The following is a 16,010-nucleotide window of genomic DNA, read 5'->3' on the forward strand; positions in this document are numbered from 1 at the left end:
GTGCAGAGCCTGCAGTCTTTGCTAAACATTGCCCTGATAACACCAGAGACCGAAGCGGTTCGGGGACAATTGCAGGTATGATGCGGAATTTTTGGATTGGATGTGCGGCGCTGCTTTGGGCGGCGGGGGCGGCGGTCGCCCAGGATGTGGCCTTTATCCAGGTGGAGGCGCAGCCGTCGCTGCGCCGGGCCGAGGAACGGGCGCGCGACTATGCCTCGTATTTGCAGGATGTGAACGGATTTGCCCTGGGCGGCGGCTGGTACAGCATCGCGCTGGGGCCTTACGACCCCGACGAGGCGCAGGCGCTGTTGCAGCGCTTGCGGGCGCAGGGGCAGGTGCCGCGCGACAGCTATCTGGCCGCACCCGACGATTTCCAGCGCCGTTTCTGGCCGGTGGGTGCCGGGCCGGTGGTGATCGACCGCGCGCTCGAGGCGCCCGACACCGACCTTGAGCAGGCTTTGGCCGCAGTCGAAGACCCGGCGCAGGCCGATCCAGCGCAGACCGATCCCGCGCCCGCGCCGGTGATCGACGAAACCCCGCGCGAGGCGCGGGCGAGCGAGGCGCGGCTCAACCGCGCCGAACGCGAGCAGTTGCAGATCGCGCTGCGGTGGGCCGGCTACTACAACGCCGCCATCGACGGCGCCTTCGGCCGCGGCACCCGCGGGTCGATGGCCGACTGGCAGGCCGCCAACGGCTTCGAGGCGACCGGCATCCTGACGACGATGCAGCGCTCCGAACTGCTGCGGCAGTACAACGCCGTGCTCGACGGGATGGGCATGGAGGTGGTGAGCGAACCGCGCGCCGGTGTCGTCATGCAGATGCCCATGGGCGTGGTGGAATTCGCCAAGTACGAATCGCCCTTCGTGCATTACGACGCCAGCACCGACCTTGGCGCGCGCGTCCTGCTGATCAGCCAGCCGGGCGATCAGGACACGCTCTACGGTCTTTACGAGATCATGCAGACGCTGGAGATCGTGCCGCTGGAGGGCGACCGCGAGCGGCGCGCGAACGGGTTTACCCTGACAGGGGCCAACGCCCGGATCGTTTCGCATACCGAGGCGCGGCTCGAGGGTGGGGCGATCAAGGGCTTTACCCTGATCTGGCCCGCCGGGGACGAGGAACGACGCACCCGTGTGCTGGGCCTCATGCAAAGCAGCTTCGACACGACGGCGCCGGTGCTGGACCCCGCAGCCGTTTCCGAAGAGATGCCGTCGGTCGACCTGTTGTCGGGCCTGCAGGTGCGCCGGCCCAAGCTGACCGCCTCGGGTTTCTACGTGAATGCGGCGGGCGACGTGGTGACATCGGCCGAGGCGGTGGAGGCTTGCGGGCGCATCACGCTCGACGGTGTGCACGATGCGCAGGTGACCGCCAGCGACGCCGCCTCGGGCATCGCGGTGCTGCGGCCCACGACCCGGCTGGCGCCGCAATCGGTGGCGGCCTTCCGCAACGGGCGTCCGCGCCTGCAGTCCGAAGTGGCGGTCGCGGGTTATTCCTTCGGCGGCGTGCTCAGCAAGCCGAGCATGACCTTCGGCACGCTGGAGGATCTGCGTGGCCTCGGCGGTGAAGAGAACGTCAAGCGGCTGGCGCTGGCCTCCTTGCCCGGCGATGCTGGCGGACCGGTTTTGGATGCCGGTGGCGCCGTGCTGGGGATGCTGCTGCCGCGTGAAGAGGGCGGACGGCAACTGCCCGAAGAGGTCAGCTTTGCCGCCAAGGCCGAGGATATCCGCGCGGTGCTGAGCCGGGCGGGGATCACGGCGGATGCCACCGAAAGCATCGGCGTCATGGCACCCGAGGACCTGACCGCGGTGGCCTCCGGCATGACGGTGCTGGTGAGCTGCTGGGAATAAGCGCGGCGGCGCGCCGCGGGAGACCGCGGCGCGTCAACCGCGGCCGAAGAGCCGCATCAGCGCGCCCCACTGGCTGAGCAGGACGCCCGCCAGAATCAGCACCAGCGCGACCAGCAGGCTCGCGCCCGCCGGTTCGCCCAGGAACACCACGCCCAGCAGCACCGACCAGAGCGGCACCTGGTAATTTGTCAGCGACATGAACACCGGCCCCGCTGACCGGATCACCAGCACCCGCAACAGGTTCGCACCCGCCGTGGGGACCAGCCCGAGAAATGCCAGCACCGCCAGTGTCTGCGGGCCGGGCAGGGGCGGCGGACCTTCGACTGCCCAGGCGGCAGGGAGCACGATCGCCGCGCCGAAAATCAGTGGCATTGCGGCAAGGCCGATCGGGTCGATGGGCGGCAGGCGGCGCATGGTTACAGAGCTCACCGCGTAGCAGGCCGCCGCAGACAGGCAGGCCAGACGGCCCAACGGCTCCTGCACCGCGCCCGAGGACACGAAGGCCTGGCCGCCGATCAGCACCACCACGCCAACAAAGCCGATGGCGAACCCCACAGCGCGGCGCAGGTGCATCCGCTCCCCTGGCACGAAAAAATGCGCAAGCGGCAGCACCATCAGCGCCACCGCCGCCATGGACACCCCGGCGAAACCGCTGGTCACGTATTGCTGCCCCCAGCTCAGTGCCATGAACGGCACCGCAGAACTGAGCGCGCCGATGGCCGCAAGCGTGCCCCAGGGGCGGGCGTCGGTCAGAAAGAGGCGAAAGCCGCGCAGCCCCCAGATCGCCAGCGTCAACAGCATGGCAAAGGTGATGCGGAAGGCCGCAAGCCAGAGCGGCGTCACGCCCGCAAGCGCCAGTTCGATGACGAGAAAGGTCGCCCCCCAGACAAGCCCGAGGGTGAGCACCATCAGCCAGCTGCGGGCCGTGATCTCGGGTGCTGTTTGCCCGGTCATTCAGCAGACATTCGGCAGATGCCGAAACGGCGGGCTTCACAAGCGGCACCGCGACTTGCGCCGCCGGGGCTTTCCGCTAGATTTGATTTCATAATAAGGGAGAGCTTCCGATGTTCTATATTCTGCCGATCGTCATTCTTCTGGCCCTGCTCGCATGGTGCGTGCTGCAACTCAAGGACGACATGTAACGCCTGCGTCTTTGACCACGTTCGCGTGACCTTGGGGAACCGGGGCTCTCGCGGGGTGTTTCCGTTGCTGAAACGCGAGAGGAGACACCCATGGATTTCTTTTTCATCGTGCCGGTTCTGGCACTCATGACCATGTTCGCCGTCATCGTGATGGCGATCAAAAGCAAGCACGACACCGAAAAGCGTCTGGCGAGCGCCGAGGCACCGAAAAGCAGCCTGGCTGCGGACGGCCCTTCGAAGTAAGTGATGTTGGAAATGCAAAGGACCCCGGCGCAGCGCCGGGGTCCTTCTTTTTGGCTCAGTTCTTTGCTTTGTCGACCATCTTGCCGGCCGAGATCCACGGCATCATGCCGCGCAGCTTTTCCCCGACCTGCTCGATCTGGTGCTCGTCGTTCAGACGGCGTGTGGCCTTGAACATCGGCTGGCCGACGGCGTTTTCCTGCATGAAATCGCGCACGAACTTGCCGGTCTGGATGTCCGACAGCACTTCTTTCATGCGCTTCTTGGTTTCGTCGTAGGGCAGGATGCGCGGGCCGCTGACGTATTCGCCGTATTCGGCGGTGTTCGAGATCGAGTAGTTCATGTTCGCGATGCCGCCTTCGTAGATCAGGTCCACGATCAGCTTCACCTCGTGAAGGCATTCGAAATAGGCCATCTCGGGCTCGTAGCCGGCCTCGACCAGGGTTTCGAAGCCCATGCGGATGAGTTCGACGAGACCGCCGCAGAGCACGGCCTGTTCGCCGAAGAGGTCGGTTTCACATTCCTGACGGAAGTTGGTCTTGATGATGCCCGAGCGGCCGCCGCCGATGGCGGAGCAGTAGGACAGGCCGATTTCCAGCGCCTTGCCCGACGCGTCGTTCTCGACCGCCACGAGGCAGGGCACGCCGCCGCCCTTGGTGTATTCGCCGCGCACGGTGTGGCCCGGACCCTTGGGCGCCATCATCAGCACGTCGACGCCGGGCTTGGGCTCGATCAGGCCGAAGTGCACGTTGAGACCGTGGGCAAAGGCGATGGCCGACCCTTCGCGCAGGTTGTCGTGCACGTATTTCTTGTAGGTCTCGGCCTGCAACTCGTCGGGCATGGTGAACATGATCAGGTCGCACCAGGCCGCCGCTTCGGCGATGCCCATGACCTTGAGGCCCTCGCCTTCGGCCTTGGCGGCAGAGGGGGAGCCGTCGCGCAGCGCCACGACGACGTTCTTGGCGCCGGAGTCGCGCAGGTTCAGCGCATGGGCATGGCCCTGGCTGCCGTAGCCGAGGATGGCCACCTTCTTGTCCTTGATGAGGTTGATGTCGCAATCGCGGTCGTAATACACGCGCATGGTCGGATCCTTCCTTGGGTTCTTGTTCTGGCGGCACCATAGCCGCAGCATCCGGAGAATGTTTGCGTTCTTCAGGATATTTCGGCTAATTGCGGTGAAATCATTCGCTCAGAGCCGAAAGAAGGAAAATTTCATGCTCGATGACAGCGACAGGCGCATTCTGCGGCACATGCAGGCGGAACCCGAGATGCCTGCGGCGGACCTGGCCGAACGGGCCGGGGTCACGTCGTCGACCCTGGCGCGGCGGCTGGACCGGATGCGCTCTGCGGGTGTCCTGCGCGGGGTGCGCGGGGTGATCAACTGGCCCGCGCTCGGCTACGAGGTCGAGGTGTCCTTGCGCATCACGCTCGACAAGACCCAGGGCCGCGCCTTCGACGATTTCATCGAAGGCGCGCGCGCGGTGCCCGAAGTGATCGAGATCCAGACCTTCCTGGGCCAGGTCGATGTGCGCCTGTCGGTGATCGCGCGGGACATGCCGCATTACCAGCAGGTCTACCGCGACCGGGTGCTGACCCTGCCGCACATCACCGATATCGAGGCGCTGATGCATGTCGCGCGGCTCAAGACCGACGAGACCCTGCCGCTATGAGAGTGGCGCCATGATCCCTATGGACGACACCGACCGGGCGCTGGTGGCGGCCCTGGCCGAGGATGCGACGCAAAGCGCGGGTGCGCTGGGACGCAGGCTGGGCCTGTCGCAGCCCGCCGCCTGGCGGCGCATTGCGCGTCTGCGCGCCGCGGGCGTATTCCGCGGGTTGCGGCTGGACCTGGACCGCGAGGCGCTGGGGTTCGGCGTGACGGTCTTCCTGGGCATCAAGCTGGCCACCAAGGGCCGGGTCGGTCTCGACGATTTCGAACGCGCCGTGGGCGCCATCCCCGAGGTGCAGACCGTGGAGCATGTGCTGGGCATGTACGACTACCGCCTGCGGGTGGTGGCGCGCGACATCTCGGATTTCGAACGGGTGCTGCGGCGGCGGATCATGACGCTGCCCGGCGTGGGCAATGTCGATGCCAACGTGCTTCTGACCGAGGAACGGCGCCCCGGACCGATCTGAGGTCTACCCGGCTTTTCGCATCACCTGCGCCTCGCGCCGGGTGAGGGCGTAGCGCGACAGCGCGCCGGTGGTTTCGGTTGCCTCAAGCTCCGGAAAGAGCCGCAGGATCTCGGCGCGGGCCGTGTCGCAGGTGCTGCGCAGGGTCTGCGGGCCGGGGTAGAGCGATTCGGAGGGGCAGGCCTCGGCAAAGACGATCTGGTGATCGTCGCAGAGGAAGTGGATGTATTCGACCTCGGCGCGCGGGACGATGCGGATGCTGTCGTCGTTGACCAGATGCTTTGCCGCGACCAGCACCTCGGCCTGGCCGAACAGAAGTTCGGCCGCTGCGCCGCGCAGCAGCATCCGGTGATTGGCCGATACCCAGAGGTCGCGCACATTGCCGAGCGCGCCCGCGCGGATGCGCACCGGCGCGTTGATCCCGGTGCCCGGCAGGCGCCGACGGCCGATCCAGCGGATCGGCTGCGGGCCGTGGTCCAGCGTCGTGACCAGGTCGCCTTCCTTCAGCGTCTCGATGAAACGCGGCCCGTTCGGCGTTTCGATCAGCGTGCCGCGGACGTAGCAGATCGGCGGCACGATGCCTTGGGTGACGTAGAGGTTGTTCTCGGTGTTGAACCAGCCGTTGCCGTCTTCCGTGGTACTGCCCTCGATCGTGCTGTTTCCGTTGTAATCGATATCCGACACCCGGTCGATCACCAGCGTTTCGCCGTTGTTGGCCACGCCCGATAGGTCCTGCCCGGCGACCAGCAGCAGCTGGTTGATCCGCGGGGCCCCCGGATCGTCCGAGCGTAGCACGTTGGCGTTGAACCGCAGGTACTGGTCGCCGAGGCCGCTGACGTCGGACTGGATGTTGGCATACTGGCCCGGGTTTTGCGGCGCGTAGGTGTACAGCGCGGTTTCGTTGAAGTAATCCGTCGCGTTGTCATAGACGCGGATTCCGACGATGCGGCTGCTTCCGTTGACCTCGAGCGTGTCGGTGGCGTTCTCGACCAGGACGACGACGATATCATCCGCCTCGAACGGCATCTCGCCGTTGCGGATCCGGGCGATGCCCTCGTTCTCGAACCCGCCGTTCGAGCGGGTATTGACGTTTGCTCCGTCGAGAATGTTGTTCCCGAAAAGCAAAAGCTCGGTCTGCGGCATGACTGCTCTTTGCCTGCGTTCTGGGGTCGTTGCCCCGGCGCGGCGCATTTTTGCCGCATTTGAGACAGTTTTAAGTCATTTTCTTCAAAAGGGAATCCCTTCCTGCATCAGGTTTCCCGGTGTGACGGCGAAACGACAGGCTCGCGCGCGTCGATCCGCTTTGCCAAAGCCGCGCGCGGCGGGTAGGACAGGGGCAACAAGAGGAGGATGCACGATGGCATTGCTGGATCAGGTTGACCCTGTGGGGCTCGACGAATTTTCGGTGGTCTTCACGGACCGGTCGCTCAACCACATGTCGAAGAGCTTTCAGCAGGTGATGACCGATATCTCGGGCATGTTGAAAGAGGTCTACAAGGCCGATGCGGTGGTGCTGGTGCCCGGCGGCGGCACCTACGGGATGGAGGCGGTGGCGCGGCAGTTCGGCCAGGACGCGTCGGTTCTGGTGGTGCGCAACGGCTGGTTCTCCTACCGCTGGAGCCAGATCTTCGATGCCGGCAGGTTCGGCGGCGAAACCACGGTGATGAAGGCCCGCCAGACCGGCAATAGCGCCCAGGCGCCCTTTGCACCGGCGCCCATCGACGAGGTCACGGCGCGCATCCGCGAGGTGAAGCCGGACGTGGTCTTTGCCCCGCATGTGGAGACGAGCGCCGGCATCATCCTGCCCGATGCCTACGTCACCGCGCTGGCCGAGGCCGCGCACGAGGTTGGCGCGCTGATGGTGCTCGACTGCATCGCCAGCGGCTGCGCCTGGGTGGACATGGGTGCCACCGGCGTCGACGTGCTGATCTCGGCGCCGCAGAAGGGCTGGTCGGCGACGCCCTCGGCCGGGCTGGTGATGCTGTCGGAACGCGCGGTCCAGCGGATGGAGGGCACGGCGTCCAACAGCTTTGCCGTCGATCTGAAGAAATGGCACCAGATCATGACCGCCTATGAAAACGGTGGCCATGCCTATCATGCCACCATGCCGACGGACGGTCTGCGCGCCTTCCGCGACACGATGATCGAGACGCGCGACTATGGCTTCGACCGGCTGCGCGAGGCGCAGTGGGCGCTGGGCGATGCAGTCCGCGCGATGCTGGCGGATAAGGGCGTGGGGTCGGTCGCCGCAGAGGGCTTCGGTGCGCCGGGCGTGGTAGTAAGCTACACCGACGACCCGGAGGTGCAGTCGGGCCGCGCCTTTGCCGCACACGGCATGCAGATTGCCGCCGGCGTGCCGCTGCAATGCGACGAACCGGCGGGGTTCAGCACCTTCCGGCTGGGGCTCTTCGGTCTCGACAAGCTTTATGACGTGCATGGTACCGTGGCGCGGCTGAAGCGGGTGATCGACAAGGTATTCTGATCGCTCGGATAGCGGGGTTAACCCCCAGACCGCAGGGCAACTGGGGGGCCAGCCCCCCAGACCCCCCGGAGGTTTATTGGCAAGATGAAGGGGCGCGGGGCAGGCGCCGAGAGGGGACCGGCCGTTTGGGCGGGTGGTTTTCGGTGCGCCGATACCGGCGGTGCGCGGCGGGCGGGTCAGGAGGACCTGGCGCCGAGGCCCAGCTGCATGAGCGTCTTGCGCACCGGGGTGAGCCGGTGCAGCGCGTCGAGGCCCATGGCGCGGGCGGCGCGCAGGAGCGGGTCGGATTGCATCGAGGCGCGGTTCAGCAGATCGATCCCGGCGATGCGGGTGCGGATGTCGGGCATCCGTGCGCGTTCGTAGGCGGCGAGCATCTGCGTATCGCCGATCCCTTCTGGGCTGGTGCGGGCGAGGTCGCGGAGCGTGCGCAGGTCCGCGAGGCTCATGTTGAGCCCCTGTGCACCGATCGGGGGCAGCACATGCGCGGCCTCGGCAACCAGCGCCAGCCGCTCACCGGCCAGATGCTCGGCATGTTGCGAGATGATCGGCCAGATCGTGCGCTGCGAGGCAAGCGCCAGCGGACCGTAGAGGCCGCCGGAGCGATCTGTCATCGCCGCCTCGAAATCGGCGGGGGCGAGCGCCATCAGCGCCTGCGCCTTGGGACCTTTCTCCATCCAGACCACGGCCGAGCTGGGTCGGCCTTCGTGATCGGGCAGCGGCACCAGCGTGAAGGGGCCGCCGCTGCGGTGGATCTCTGTCGAGACGTTGTGATGCGGTTCGGCATGGGTGACGGCGAAGGCCAGCGCCTTCTGTCCGTAGCGCGTGGTCCGGACGCCGATGCCTGCCGCCTGCCGCATCGGCGAGTTGCGCCCGTCGGCGGCGATCACCAGCCGGGTGCGCACGCGGTTGCCGTCGCTGAGACCGACGCGCGCCTCCGCGGCGCGGGTGAAGAGCGTCGTGGTGGCGGTGCCGGGGCGGTAGTCCACATTGGGCAGGTCGGCGAGATGCGCCGAAAGCTCGCGCCGCAGCAGCCAGTTGGGCAGGTTCCAGCCGAACGGCTGCTGCGAAATGTCGGCGGCGTCGAAATCGTGGGCGACGGGTGCCGTGTCTCCGGTTCCGCCGGCATCGACGATGCGCATCACCTGCAGCGCCATGGCGTGGCTTTCGAGACGCGGCCAGAGGCCCGCCTCGGTCAGCAAATCGCGGGCCGGTTGCAGGAAAGCGGTGCTGCGCAGGTCGGCGCCCGCGGCCGCGCGGTCGGTGATGGGCGGGGCAGGGTCGACGCAGAGCACGCGGAACCCCTCGGCGCCGAAGGCCGCCGCCGCGGTCAGACCGGCGATGCCGCCGCCCGAGATGACGATGTCGAAATCCATCCTAATCTCCTTTGAGCGAAGACTTAGCCCGCCGGTGCTCCGCTGCACAGGGGGTGGGCTTGGCCAAAGCGCCGCAGGGGGTCAGGTCAGGCGTGCCAGGAAGGCCGTGAGGTCGTCGGTGTGGTGGTGGATGTGATCGGCCGGTTCCGCCAGCGGTGCGACGTGCACGGTGCGCATCCCCATGGAATGGGGCGCCGCGAGGTTGCGCGCATCGTCCTCGAACATCGCGGCGCGGGCGGTGTCGGTGCCGTCGCGGGTGAACACCCTTTCAAAGGCGGCACGTTCAGGTTTGGGGGCGAAATCCGCGTGTTCGACGCCGTAAATCGCGTCGAAGGCCGCCTCGAGCCCGCGCGCCTTGAGCACCTGCGCCGCGTAGGGCGCGGTGCCGTTGGTGTAGACGATCTTGCGACCCGGCAAGCCCGCGATCAGCGCGGCGAGCCGCGGATCGGGCTCGAGCACGTCGAAAGAGATGTCGTGCACCTCCAGCAGGTAGGGCGCCGGGTCGACGCCGTGCTCGCGCATCAGGCCAGCAAGCGTGGTGCCGTAGGTGCGCCAGTAGTGCAGGCGCAGGTGATCGGCGCGAGCGCGGTCGACATCGAGCGCCTGCATCACGAAGTCGGTCATGCGGACTTCGATCTGGTCGAATAGCCGCACGGCTGGCGGGTAGAGCGTGTTGTCGAGGTCGAAGACCCAGTGACGCACGTGATCGAAAGCCGGTTTTTCCATGCGCGATCCCTAGACCGGCGCGGGGGCCGGGGCAATGGCGCTGCTTGCTTGCTAGGGGGCGGGGCCTGCGTCTATCGTGTCGGGACATTGGGGGGAGCGCCGCATGAACCAGATCAAGCCACAACAGAAGGATGCTTATACGTTGATCCTCGACGCGATCGACGTGGGCACCTTTCGCCCCGGCGATCGGCTCGTGGAAAGCGACCTCGCGGACCGCTTCGGAGTGTCGCGCACGCCGATCCGCGAGGCGCTGCAAAGGCTTGAGACGCAGTCGTTGCTGACGCGGGACGGGCGGTCGCTGATCGTGGCGTCGCTGGACCACAACCAGATGGCCGAACTTTACGTGGTGCGCACCGAGCTCGAGGGGCTGGCGGCGCGGCTGGCGGCGCGGCATGCCACGGAGGAAGAGGTGCAGGTGCTGCGCGACATGGTCGAGGAAGACCGCGCGCTGCTGTCGGACCCGTCGGCGCTGGCGCGGGCGAACCGGCGGTTTCACAAGCAGATCCACCTTGCCTCGCACAACCGCTACCTGGTGCAGCAGCTCGATCTCGTGCACCGGTCGATGGCGCTGATGGCGACCACGTCGCTGGCGGCGCAGGGGCGCGGAGAGATCGCGCTGGCCGAACACCAGGCCATCGTCGACGCGATTTCAAAGCGCGATGAACACGCCGCATACAGCGCCTTGAGGGACCATATCTCGGTCGCCTTCGTGACGCGGCTGAAACTGGATTCGCATTCGAAGTCAGCCGTCTAGGCGGGGGTCTTCAGATTTTACCTGAACCGGTGCGTCGGGCTGCGACCAGCCGTGCCGGGTCTTGTCCCAGTAGAACGGGCGCAGGGCAATCTCGGACAGGCCCTTGTAGGCGGCCAGCGTGCCCAGCGGAAAATAGAACAGCAGCGTCGGTACCCATATCAAGAGCCCTCTGTGCGGGCTGCGCGACACCGCTGCGATGCCGATGAGGACCGACACCGCTTCGCAACTCAGGAACAGCGTGAAGAGCGCCGTCATCAGGACCGGGTCCAGCACGCCCGAGGCGGGGTGCGGCAGGCCCAGAGGCAGCAGCCAGAAGCTCCAGAGTACCGGGGCGAGGGTGAATTGCAGGAGGGTGGTCAGGAACAGCAGCTGCACGCCGACAAAGCCGCGGGTCCCGATGTCGCGCCACAGCCGGGCGGGGCTGCGCATGTGGACAAGGTAGGTGAGCATGTAGCCCTTGAGCCAGCGCGAGCGTTGCTTGACCCAGGGCCAGGCACGGGCGTTCGCCTCTTCACGGGTGACGGTGGGCACCAGTTCGGTGCGGTAGCCGTAGCGCGCCAGTCGAATGCCAAGGTCGGCATCCTCGGTGACGTTGTGGGCATCCCAGCAGCCGACCTGTTCAAGAGCGTCTCGACGGAAGAACACCGTGGTGCCGCCCAGCGGGACCGCAAAGCCGAGGCGTGCGATACCGGGCAGCAGGATGCGGAACCACATGGCGTATTCGATGGCGAAACAGCGCGCCAGCCAGTTGGCGCGGGGGTTGTAGAAATCGAGGATGCCCTGAAGACAGGCGACCCTGGGGGGCGCGCGGCTGAAATGGCCGGCGATCATGTGCAACTGGTCCGGTGCGGGCGCGTCTTCCGCATCGTAGATGCCCACGATCTCGCCCCGGGAAAAGCGCAGGGCATAGTTCAGCGCCCGCGGCTTGGTGGTGACGGTGCCCGGCGGCACCTCGACCACGCGCATCCAGGGGGGCAGGTCGGCCTTCGCCAGCACGGCGCGGGTCTGGGCATCGCCGGCTTCGAGGATCAGGAGGACGTCGAGCAGGGCGCGGGGATAATCGAGGCGGGACAGCCGTTCGACCAGCGCAGTGGCGATGGCATCCTCCTGAAAGAGCGGCACCAGGAGCGTGACGCTGGGCAGCGGGACGACCGGCGCCGGGTCGGGATCGGGACGCCGCGCGACCCCGCTGGCCAATGCGGCGATCTTGAGACCCTGCGCACAGAGGAGGGAGATCACCGCGAGCGCCAGCACCCCGGTGAAGAAAATCTGCGGAGCGGCAGCCAGCAGCCCGAGGCACAGCAGCGCGAAGGTCCCGCCGAGGGCCGCGCGCACCGGTGTCAACTTGTTGATATCTCGACAGCTTTCGGCATCTGCGACGCAGCTTTCGGCGGCGCGGCAAAGCGTCGCGCCATGGCGGGCGGCGAGGATGTCCTGAATATCCGCCTCGGCGGCCAGCCCCATGATCACCGGGCCGAGCGTGTTGGGCAGCCGCTGGCGCAGGTCGTCGAACGCCGCAGGCTGGCAGGTGGCGATCACAAGGGCATCGCCGATGCGCGTCCAGGGCAGGATGCCTTCGCGGAGGCACAGGTGCAAAGGCAGCAGGCCCTCAAGCCTGTCGTCGGGCGGAGTCGTTCGAGGATCAAGCCGCGCAGCGCCCCAGTGCAGGCTTTGTGCGTGCAAAACCGCCTCGGGGCTGGCCAGCGCCTCTGCCCGGATCACGCGGTCGATCGGCGCACCGGTGTCCTGCGCCGCGGACAGTGCACTCAGCGCGTCCGCCGCACTGAGTGCACCCATATCGATGAGAATGCGCCCCAAGGGCTGGCCCCGCGCGCCCGGCACGGCGCGAAAGGCGTCGTCATGATGCAAGCGGGCGGTGCGCATGGCGAATCCCCTGTCAGCGACAGGATCAGCATGCCGTGCGCGTGGTTAACGGAGTCTTAAACCGTGGCGAACCTGTCTGGCAGCCGGGGTCAGGCCGGGACGCGGTCCATCGATTCCGCGAAGCGCTGGAACAGGTAGAAGCTGTCCTGCGGGCCGGGGCTGGCCTCGGGATGGTGCTGGACCGAGAAGACCGGCCGGTCGGACATGCGGATGCCGCAGTTCGACCCGTCGAAGAGCGACACATGGGTTTCCAGAACGCCGGTGGGCAGGGTCTGGCTGTCCACCGCGAAGCCGTGGTTCATCGAGGTGATCTCGACCTTGCCGGTCTCGACCTCCTTGACCGGATGGTTGGCGCCGTGGTGGCCGTGGTTCATCTTGATCGTCCGGGCACCCAGCGCCAGCGCCAGCATCTGGTGTCCGAGGCAGATGCCGAAGATCGGCAGATCGGGCTTGTCCAGCAGGCCCTGGATCATCGGCACGGCATAGGCACCCGTCGCGGCCGGATCGCCCGGGCCGTTGGACAGGAACACGCCGTCGGGATTGCGCGCCAGCACCTCTTCGGCGGTGGCGGTGGCGGGCATCACGGTAACGTCGCAGCCCGCCGAGGCAAGACAGCGCAGGATGTTGCGCTTGGCGCCGTAGTCGATGGCGACGACCTTGTGCCTGGGCTCCGTCTGCCGGGTGTAGCCCGCGGGCCAGGCCCACCGCATCTCGTCCCAGCTATAGCTTTGCGCACAGGTGACGTCGCGGGCGAGGTCTAGGCCTGTCAGGCCCGGAAAGGCGCGCGCCTTCTTGACCAGCGCGTCGATGTCGAAATTGCCGTCGGGATCGTGGCTCAGCGCCACATGCGGCGCGCCCTGCTGGCGGATCGCCCGGGTCAGGCGGCGGGTGTCGATGCCGCCGATGGCGATGCGCCCGCGCGCCGCCAGCCAGTCGCCCAGCTCCTGCACCGCGCGCCAGTTGGAGCTTTGCGTCGGCATCCACTTGACCACCATGCCCGCCGCCACCGGGTCGCCGGTTTCGTCGTCATCCGGGTTCACCCCGACATTGCCGATATGCGGGAAGGTGAAGGTCACGATCTGGCCGGCGTAGGACGGGTCGGTCATGATCTCCTGGTAGCCGCTCATGGCGGTGTTGAAACACAGTTCGGCCACCGTGTCGCCCCTGGCACCGAAGCCGGTGCCGTAGAAGATCGTGCCATCGGCCAAGGCAAGGCAGGCGGTGGGCTTGGGGCTGTCCGGACCGGGCATGGGCGTTTCCTCTCTGGCGCGAAATCTGTCTGTACCTAAGGGTTGGGCGACGGCGGGTCAAGGGGCCTGCGTTTTTGTGTTATTCATTGAAATCAATGAGTTGGCCTTGTTCAGCGCAGGTTGCGCAGGGGGGAGCTTTTGAGTAGGGTCCAATCTCGCGCACACATCAAGGATGGGGATCGGATGGAACTGCGGGCACGGATCAATACGGCGATGAAGCAGGCGATGCGGGACAAGGCGGCGGACCGCCTGTCGACGCTGCGGCTGATCAACGCCGCCATCAAGGATCGCGACATCGCGGCGCGCGCCGACGGCAACGACGACGGCGTCGGCGATGACGAGGTGCTGCGCATCCTCGAGAAGATGGTCAAGCAGCGCCGCGAAAGCGCCAAGACCTACGAAGAGGGCGGGCGTCTGGACCTCGCGGAGCGTGAACTCGAGGAAATCACCGTGATCGAGGAGTTTCTGCCGCGCAAGCTGTCGGACAAGGAAGTCCGCGAAGCCGTCGATGCGGCGGTGGCCGAGGTCGGTGCCGACTCGATCCGCGACATGGGCCGGGTGATGGGCGCGCTGAAGTCGCGCTACACCGGCCAGATGGATTTCGCCACAGTCGGCCCGATGGTCAAGGAACGGCTGGCGAACGCCTGATCCGGGCGGCAGTTCGTCCGCACAGGGTTGGTCAGGGCGCCGGGAATTCTGCGGCGATGGCGTTTAGCGTCGCGGGGTCCGTGACCGCAAAGCGCGTGACGAAGCGGGTCTTGAACCCGACGCGTCCCCGACGCGCGCCGAAATTCTCCCCGTGGTTCAGCACGTAAAGCACCGCCGGACGCGACATCGGGCGCAGCGGCGCGCCTGCGAGCCGCGCGAGGTAGGGAAACATCCGGTGTTCATGCGCGGTCATCGCCCGCAGGAAGGCCGCGCTTTCCGGCAGGGCGGGGTCGTGGAACGGCGCGGCACAGGAGCCGCAGAGCTTCCAGAACGGCTTGCGCAGGGGCAGCGCGGGCGTCGGCGGACCGGCCAGGGCGATCTGGCCGGTGGCGTGGTTCATGACGTAGCCGCTTTGCACGAGATAGCCGCCGGGGTCCTGCCGCGCCAGCATCTCGGCCACCGCGTCGCGGTGCAACAGGTCGTCGGCGTCGAAGCTCATCACGTAGCCGGGCGCGAGGTTCAGCGCGCCGAGGTGGTCGCAGAGCGCCGCAAGCTTGCGCCACTTGTCGTTGCCCGGTGTCGGATCGTCGAAGTGCAGGTGGGTGATGCGCGGATCGTCGGGCAGGGGCGGTCTGCGCTGACAGCAGATCACCGCCCGCCAGTTGGGGTCGGTCTGGTCCAGAAAGCCTTGCATCGTCGTGGCCAGCCGGTCCGTCACCGCCTGCCAGTCCGACACGTGCTCCGGCCCCACCAGCGGGATGAGGAAGGTCACGCCCTTTGCCCGCGGGCGCGCGCCGCGGGGGCGGGCCGCGCGCAGGTTCAGCGCCGCGCGTTCGGAGGGTATCAGCGCCTCCCCGTTGCGCGCCAGCCGGGGTCCGACCACGGCGGTGGCGGCCAGCAGGGCGGCGCGTTTGAGCTTGGGCGCGGCAGGGGCCTGGGCCATCAGGAGGCCTTCACGGCTGCACGCCGCTGGCCGAGGCGATGCGCAGCCGGTCCGAGAGGTCGGAATAGAGCGCCTTGCGCTCGTCCTCGGACAGGAAGGCGCCGATCTCGACCTCGCGGCCCGCACCCGACAGGGTCACGTAGAAGGGCACCGGCCCACCGTCGGGATGCAGCGCCAGCTTGGCCCAGTAGGTGTTGCACTGCCATTCCTGATCGGCCCCGCGCGGGTTGTGGCGCACGAGGCGCAGTTCCTCGGGCGTCAGCGTCAGCACCTCGAGGATCTGCCGGTCACGTCCGTTGCGCCGCAGCGCATAATAGGTCCCGGCGACCATCGCCAGCACGAAGGGCAGCAGCCCCCAGAGCAACACCGTGCCCAGCATCGCGTAAAGCGGAATCATCGCCAGCGAGAACAGGCCGAGGATGAAGGCCGCGAAGCCCTGCGGCGGCAGCGACTGGTGCGGCCAGAGGCGCAGTTCCTGGCGCGGGGCGGAAGTGGGATGGGTCCAGTCATATGGCATGGGGTGGTTTTAGCACCCTCACGCGCGCTGTCGAACCGGGTTTTTGCCGCAGGGGTTCGGGGCAACGAGGC

At 67.2% G+C, this 16,010-nt stretch carries 16 protein-coding genes; 7 read left to right on the plus strand and 9 right to left on the minus strand.

Going from position 1 to position 16,010, the window contains the following annotated elements:
* Positions 1–77 precede the first annotated feature (77 nt).
* Positions 78–1,847, plus strand: coding sequence for a trypsin-like peptidase domain-containing protein (locus DU478_RS05060; protein WP_114509861.1), 1,770 nt, complete (start codon positions 78–80; stop codon positions 1,845–1,847).
* A 33-nt stretch (positions 1,848–1,880) separates the two neighbouring features.
* Here the strand turns inward: DU478_RS05060 and DU478_RS05065 are convergent, their stop codons facing one another.
* On the minus strand, positions 1,881–2,801 hold the full coding sequence (locus DU478_RS05065; protein WP_233501116.1) for a DMT family transporter: 921 nt from the start codon (positions 2,799–2,801) through the stop codon (positions 1,881–1,883).
* Between the two features lie 278 nt (positions 2,802–3,079).
* On the opposite strand from DU478_RS05065, the gene DU478_RS23095 reads away from it, so the two are divergent.
* On the plus strand, positions 3,080–3,232 hold the full coding sequence (locus DU478_RS23095; RefSeq protein WP_199488289.1) for a hypothetical protein: 153 nt from the start codon (positions 3,080–3,082) through the stop codon (positions 3,230–3,232).
* A gap of 55 nt (positions 3,233–3,287) precedes the next feature.
* Here the strand turns inward: DU478_RS23095 and ilvC are convergent, their stop codons facing one another.
* The gene (gene ilvC, locus DU478_RS05070; protein ID WP_114509862.1) at positions 3,288–4,310 is read right to left on the minus strand and encodes a ketol-acid reductoisomerase; all 1,023 of its coding nucleotides are present in this window, start codon (positions 4,308–4,310) and stop codon (positions 3,288–3,290) included.
* Between the two features lie 133 nt (positions 4,311–4,443).
* Between ilvC and DU478_RS05075 the strand changes: the two genes are divergently transcribed.
* Both DU478_RS05075 and DU478_RS05080 read left to right on the plus strand, forming a co-directional pair.
* Entirely contained in the window at positions 4,444–4,899 is a 456-nt protein-coding gene (locus tag DU478_RS05075; protein ID WP_114509863.1) for an Lrp/AsnC family transcriptional regulator, read from the plus strand.
* 10 nt (positions 4,900–4,909) lie between these two features.
* Positions 4,910–5,365: an Lrp/AsnC family transcriptional regulator gene (locus tag DU478_RS05080; RefSeq protein ID WP_114509864.1), complete on the plus strand. Its 456-nt coding sequence runs from the start codon at positions 4,910–4,912 to the stop codon at positions 5,363–5,365.
* Between the two features lie 3 nt (positions 5,366–5,368).
* Here the strand turns inward: DU478_RS05080 and DU478_RS05085 are convergent, their stop codons facing one another.
* Positions 5,369–6,505, minus strand: a complete 1,137-nt coding sequence (locus DU478_RS05085; RefSeq protein ID WP_158545739.1) for a Hint domain-containing protein — start codon at positions 6,503–6,505, stop codon at positions 5,369–5,371.
* A 214-nt stretch (positions 6,506–6,719) separates the two neighbouring features.
* On the opposite strand from DU478_RS05085, the gene DU478_RS05090 reads away from it, so the two are divergent.
* Positions 6,720–7,844 carry an aminotransferase class V-fold PLP-dependent enzyme gene (locus DU478_RS05090; protein ID WP_114509866.1) on the plus strand — a complete coding sequence of 375 codons (1,125 nt, stop codon included), beginning with the start codon at positions 6,720–6,722 and terminating at the stop codon, positions 7,842–7,844.
* A 176-nt stretch (positions 7,845–8,020) separates the two neighbouring features.
* Here DU478_RS05090 and DU478_RS05095 read toward each other — a convergent pair whose 3' ends face one another.
* Positions 8,021–9,217: a UbiH/UbiF family hydroxylase gene (locus DU478_RS05095; protein WP_114509867.1), complete on the minus strand. Its 1,197-nt coding sequence runs from the start codon at positions 9,215–9,217 to the stop codon at positions 8,021–8,023.
* An 81-nt stretch (positions 9,218–9,298) separates the two neighbouring features.
* Entirely contained in the window at positions 9,299–9,943 is a 645-nt protein-coding gene (locus DU478_RS05100; protein ID WP_114509868.1) for a pyrimidine 5'-nucleotidase, read from the minus strand.
* Between the two features lie 103 nt (positions 9,944–10,046).
* Between DU478_RS05100 and DU478_RS05105 the strand changes: the two genes are divergently transcribed.
* Positions 10,047–10,697, plus strand: coding sequence for a GntR family transcriptional regulator (locus tag DU478_RS05105; protein WP_114509869.1), 651 nt, complete (start codon positions 10,047–10,049; stop codon positions 10,695–10,697).
* On the opposite strand, the gene DU478_RS05110 is transcribed toward DU478_RS05105, so the two are convergent.
* Together DU478_RS05110 and carA are read right to left on the minus strand one after the other, a co-directional pair.
* A complete protein-coding gene (locus DU478_RS05110) occupies positions 10,686–12,581 on the minus strand; it encodes a glycosyltransferase family 2 protein (RefSeq protein ID WP_233501117.1) in 1,896 nt (631 codons plus the stop codon). The genes DU478_RS05105 and DU478_RS05110 overlap by 12 nt on opposite strands.
* Positions 12,582–12,670: 89 nt before the next feature.
* Positions 12,671–13,831 (minus strand): glutamine-hydrolyzing carbamoyl-phosphate synthase small subunit, encoded by a 1,161-nt coding sequence (carA, locus tag DU478_RS05115; protein WP_114509870.1) that lies wholly within the window; start codon positions 13,829–13,831, stop codon positions 12,671–12,673.
* 183 nt (positions 13,832–14,014) lie between these two features.
* Between carA and DU478_RS05120 the strand changes: the two genes are divergently transcribed.
* Complete coding sequence (locus DU478_RS05120) at positions 14,015–14,479, plus strand: GatB/YqeY domain-containing protein (protein ID WP_114509871.1); 465 nt, start codon at positions 14,015–14,017, stop codon at positions 14,477–14,479.
* A gap of 31 nt (positions 14,480–14,510) precedes the next feature.
* Here DU478_RS05120 and DU478_RS05125 read toward each other — a convergent pair whose 3' ends face one another.
* Entirely contained in the window at positions 14,511–15,422 is a 912-nt protein-coding gene (locus tag DU478_RS05125) for a glycosyltransferase family protein (RefSeq protein WP_114509872.1), read from the minus strand.
* Between the two features lie 10 nt (positions 15,423–15,432).
* The gene (locus DU478_RS05130) at positions 15,433–15,939 is read right to left on the minus strand and encodes a DUF2244 domain-containing protein (RefSeq protein ID WP_114509873.1); all 507 of its coding nucleotides are present in this window, start codon (positions 15,937–15,939) and stop codon (positions 15,433–15,435) included.
* Positions 15,940–16,010: the final 71 nt, after the last annotated feature.

The organism is Thalassococcus profundi (assembly GCF_003344785.1).
Taxonomy (GTDB): Bacteria; Pseudomonadota; Alphaproteobacteria; order Rhodobacterales; family Rhodobacteraceae; genus Puniceibacterium; species Puniceibacterium profundi.